This is a genomic window from Rhizobacter sp. P3_C12, from assembly GCF_056402735.1.
In genome coordinates this window covers 1-1,384 of the sequence record NZ_JBFUGW010000577.1, presented here as the reverse complement: position 1 = coordinate 1,384, position 1,384 = coordinate 1, and the positions used below count along the sequence as shown (strand labels likewise).

Annotated in this window: 1 protein-coding gene; it reads left to right on the top strand. The window is 62.0% G+C overall.

The features are described 5' to 3' along the window. The coding region (locus AC1DXV_RS34625) for a site-specific integrase (RefSeq protein ID WP_477938047.1) at positions 1-1,061 on the top strand (1,061 nt) is incomplete at its 5' end. Positions 1,062-1,384 lie beyond the last annotated feature (323 nt).

The following is a 1,384-nucleotide window of genomic DNA, read 5'->3' as shown; positions in this document are numbered from 1 at the left end:
GTCTGGCAGGCACGCGATTGGCCGTTCGCCGCGGAAAGTTCTGGTATCGGCATCGCAACGGACGATGGGAGAACATGGGCACCGACCTGGCCRCCGCCAAGAAGGCCGCAGCCATGCACAACGATCCTGGGAAGGCGTATGGAACTGTGCAATGGTGGTTCGGTGAGTTCCTCACGGACTGCAAGCTTCGCGTGTCGGCCGGCACGCTGAGTCAGCGCACGCTCGACGACTATGCAGGGTATGCGGACTACGGTGGCCCGCTGCTCGCGTACTTCGGCCGCATGTTCCCCGACCAAATCAAGCCGTCGCACGTGCAGAGCTATCTTGAGGACAACGCGGCGCTAGGCCGGCCAACACCAGCCAATCGGGAGCGCGCATGCCTGTCCTCCATGCTGAGCTGGCTAATCCGTACTGGCCGCGCCGCCGACGGTTTCAGTGTCAACCCATGCATGCGCGCCAGCGGTGTTCGCCGCAACCCGGAGTCGCGCCGCGAGCGCTACGTGACCGATGCCGAGTACCGAGCGGTTTATGACGCGGCGGGAGGCGCCGTCAGGCTCGCAATGGAACTGGTCTACAGGACTTTGCAACGGCCAGAGGTCGACGTACTTGCGTGGACTCCTGCGAACATTCGCAACAAGGAAGGTGGTCGAGTTCTCAGCTTTGTTCAGAGCAAGACCGGCCGCAAGATAGATATAGCACTCGTTGGAGTCCTCGACAGCCTGGTCAATGCAGCAGTAGGCCAAGTACCAGTGCTGCGCCAGCCGATCATCCATACCCGCGACGGCAATGCGTACACATACACCGGGCTCAGCGCGATGCTTCGGCGCTCGATTGAGCGCGTCAAAGCAGCGCACAAGCTCGCCAAAGGGCCTTTGGCCGAAATGCCAAGTTTTGGCCTGCGCGACCTGAAGGGCAAGGGTGCGACAGATATGTACCTTGCGGGTGAGCCGATTGAGCGCATTCAGTTGCTCTGCGGCCACGCAGACAAGTCAACGACCGAGATCTACATCAAGCAGCGGTGGCAGCAGACAGCACAACCCAACCTGCGCGCAATTGCGTGAGTTTCCGCGCTCTGGCAACACAGGCGCAATTTGTGCCTCCAGGCCGGATGCAGCCGGTCGGTTCTCAAGAGAGAAAGCCCGTTGCCCCTGAGACCATTCGTCGTGCGCCGCGCGCACTGCGGCTGTGCCTTGACCTGTGAACTCCAACGACGGCGAACAGTCCTTCGTCTTGCCGCACGCCTGCGTGCGCTGGCAGACAGACGGCGGTGTCACACGGTGCCATGGTCTGCTTATCGGCGGCGCCAAGTGACATCGCACGTTGAGCTACGTATGCGTCAAGGGGTGCAGGCGCAGACCACCCCCACCGTCCTCCCCTGTTCCCA